Below are 3,478 nucleotides of genomic sequence, written 5' to 3'. Positions count from 1 at the left end.
TTTTAAGTTGGCGTTTTTTTATGTTTTAAACGCTTTATAAGCGCGTTTCAGCTTATGTAGGTAGAAGTTTTATAAAGACATAAGGTGCACATAGTGCAAAAAATTAAACATGAGACGCCAGATACGTGAGTTTTTTTGTCATTTAATCTGTACAGAGAAGATAAATAAATAGCTTCAATTTTATGATAAGAGGGCTGGCGAAGCTTGTCAAGTAATCTTTTGCATTTAACCCGTTTCTATGGGTAAAACAATCTGCATACCACTTAGCTAACATGAGTTTTGTTTTGACTTTTTGTGCTAATTTTGCAGAATATTAAGATTATCATTTAAATAAAATACATGACGAAAGAGGATTGGGAAGCGGTAATTGGGCTTGAGGTACACGCTCAAGTTTCTTCTAATACGAAGCTATTTTCTAGCTCATCAACGGAATTTGGTGCTGAGCATAACACTCAAGTTTCTCTAGTTGATGCGGCAATGCCAGGTACGCTGCCAATACTAAATTATTACTGCATAGAGCAAGCAATACGCACTGGTCTTGCACTTTCTGCAGAAATTAATAAGTGTTCTTACTTTGATCGGAAAAATTATTTTTATCCTGATTTACCGCAAGGTTACCAGATAACCCAGTTTTTTGAGCCGATAGTTAAAAACGGTAGAGTATTTATCAACGACAATGAAAAAGAAATAAGAATTGCGAGAATTCATTTAGAGCAAGATGCAGGAAAGAGCGTTCATGAGGAAAGCAGAACCTATGTAGAGTTAAATCGTGCAGGGGTTGCTTTAATGGAAATTGTTTCAGAGCCAGATCTCCGTTCATCTGCGGAAGCTGCAGAATGCATGAAAAAATTGAGGCAGATTTTGCGTTACATTGGTTCGTGTGATGGTGATATGGAAAAGGGATCACTTCGTTGTGATGCAAATGTTTCTGTCCGCCTAAAAGGCAGTAGTACATTTGGCACTCGTTGTGAGATAAAAAATCTGAACTCGATACGTTATATTGTGCAAGCTACAGACTATGAAATACAAAGACAAATTGAAATTTTAGAAAGTGGAGAAGAAATAAGTCAAGATACCTTATTATTTGATGTTGCTTTGGGAAAAACAAAAGTGATGAGAAGCAAAGAGGATGCAAGCGACTATAGATACTTCCCTGAGCCTGATTTATTACCTGTTGAGGTAAGCCAGGATAAAATCGATTCTATTAAATCATCTTTACCCGAGTTACCAGATCAAAAAAAGCTGCGATACATTGAGGAATTGGGTATCAACGAATACTATGCAAACGTCATTACCTCCGATAAAGCAATTGCTGATTATTTTGAGGAATTGATAAAAAAACATGATTCAAAGCTCGCCGTTACCTGGTTAACCGTAGAGCTTTTTGGTCGTTTGAATAAAGCAGGTATTGATATTGTGAGCTCCCCAATCAAAGCCAATGCCCTGTCCGAGCTCTTAGATTTTATCGTTGATGGAACAATCTCTGCTAAACTTGGCAAACAAGTGTTCGATAGTATGTTTGAAACTGGCAAACCTGCATCTCTCATCATAGAAGAGCAGGACCTAAAGCAAATAACCGATAGAGGTCAAATATCAGAAGTTATCGACACAATCATCAATAGCAACCAAGATAAAGTTCAAGAATACAAAAGCGGTAAAACAAAATTATATGGTTTCTTTGTTGGTGAAGTCATGAAATTCACCAAGGGAAAAGCCAGCCCTGATGTTGTGAATTCAATTTTGAGTGAGAGATTAGGATAAAAACAGGGGTAATGTATCTAGAAGATGATTCTACTTGGGGGGTCAAACGCATTTACCATGGTATTACCTTTCAAGAGTTATTGATCGTAATATCTCTAATGTCTAAGATGGGTAAAGAATGTTCTTTCTCCATAGACACAGAGTTAGAGTCAGCTCAAGGTTTTGATGATATTGTTGTCCGGCATGAGCAAAATAAAGGTATAGTACATGAGTTTACACAAGTTAAGCACAACCAAGATGGAACTGAAAAAATCAGTGTAAGTAGCTTATTAACAAAAAGTGGTAAGTTTAGTATTTTAAAACTTTTTCCTGCCTATTTAAAAATCAAAAATAGTGAAAAGTTTAGTGATGGAATAAAGCATTTTTTTGTCGCTACGAATATGGATTTTGATTCACCATATTCAATACAACATAAAGTAAGAAACCTAAGAGCAATATTAAGTGGAGAAAATAAAGGAAAAAAACTTTCATTTGTAAGGATAGACACAAAAGATGAGTTTCTGGATATAGGTGATAGTGCAAGATATAGAATTAGTGATTCAGATGGTAGTGCTGCTCAATACTTGAAGCAAAATATGGATTTTATAAAGCGTGAGATAGGCAAGGAAGTTAGCAATAAAGAGATAGAAGACTTTTTAAATGAATCGGTGTTTGTGGTTAATTTACCCCATGAAGCTCAGCTAAGAGAATTATTGCTAGGTAAGTTGAGTAGTAGGTTGAACAAAAAGTTTGGCTATATTGGTGACAATCAAATCTTTTGTAATAATCTTCTAAAAAAAATATCAGACTGGGTAAAAGATATAAAAGCGCGTCCTCTTTCGTACAAAAAGGGAGAAGAACTTTTTCGAGAAGTTGAGCTGTGGGCTAGTACTTTAGGTAAGATAGAACAAGGAGTAAAAGAAAAGAATGAAAGAATTGATAAAGTAATAGAACAACAACATAAGGATAGTAAAACACTACATAAAATATATGTGGCTGTAACGACACAGGATAACAAGCGGGTAGGGAAACCTATTCAGTTTAATATAAAACATCCGGTTGAAATGTTTGTTGGAAGAAAAAATGAATTGCAAGAAATATATGATAGGCTGCATAAAAGCACTGACAAACCAATGGCAATATCGCGGATTGTTGTTATTGGCGGTTCTGAAGGAGTAGGGGAGAGTGAGTTAGCCAGAAAATATGCTTGTGAATATAAAGAGCATTATGATGGTAATCTTGTATGGGTAAATGCAGGAACACAAAAGGATCTTGAAGAATCGTTTAAAGGATTAGCTAAGGAGTTAAATAGAAGGTTACCTGAAGGTTCGAAAATTTTTATTACAGATGAAGATACTGAACAAGAAAAGGGAATCAGATCTATTATTAAGAGTGTATATAGATATTTTAAAGATGTAAAAAGTCTTTTTATTTTCGATAATGCAAGAGAATATAAAGACATCAGTAAATTTTTACCACTGTCTTTATATCCTGACTATAAAAAACCTTATGTTTTAATTACTTCTCGTGATAATAAGTGGGAAGCAAGAGGAGATATAGAAGTAATAAAGTTAGATATATTCAATAAAACGGAGGCTTTGGGATTTATTAAGAAGTCCTTAAATATAGATGACCCTTTACAGGATAAGGAAATAAAAGAGCTAATGGAAAAGCTGCAGTATTTGCCCTTGGCTTTAAAGCAAGTGGTAGTGTACATTCGCAACAAAAATAAAGAATC

At 34.7% G+C, this 3,478-nt stretch carries 1 protein-coding gene and 1 pseudogene; both read left to right on the top strand.

Annotated features, from left to right (window positions below):
* Nucleotides 1-339 precede the first annotated feature (339 nt).
* On the top strand, nt 340-1,761 hold the full coding sequence (gene gatB, locus ACIPNH_RS06325; protein ID WP_400772281.1) for an Asp-tRNA(Asn)/Glu-tRNA(Gln) amidotransferase subunit GatB: 1,422 nt from the start codon (nt 340-342) through the stop codon (nt 1,759-1,761).
* An 11-nt stretch (nt 1,762-1,772) separates the two neighbouring features.
* Nucleotides 1,773-3,478 (top strand): annotated as a pseudogene (locus tag ACIPNH_RS06320) (ankyrin repeat domain-containing protein); the annotation flags it as partial.

The sequence above is a fragment of the Wolbachia endosymbiont of Drosophila barbarae genome, from assembly GCF_044752445.1.
GTDB lineage: Bacteria > Pseudomonadota > Alphaproteobacteria > Rickettsiales > Anaplasmataceae > Wolbachia > Wolbachia pipientis.
Note: the sequence above shows the minus strand (reverse complement) of the source record. Positions and strands in the feature narration are given on the sequence as shown.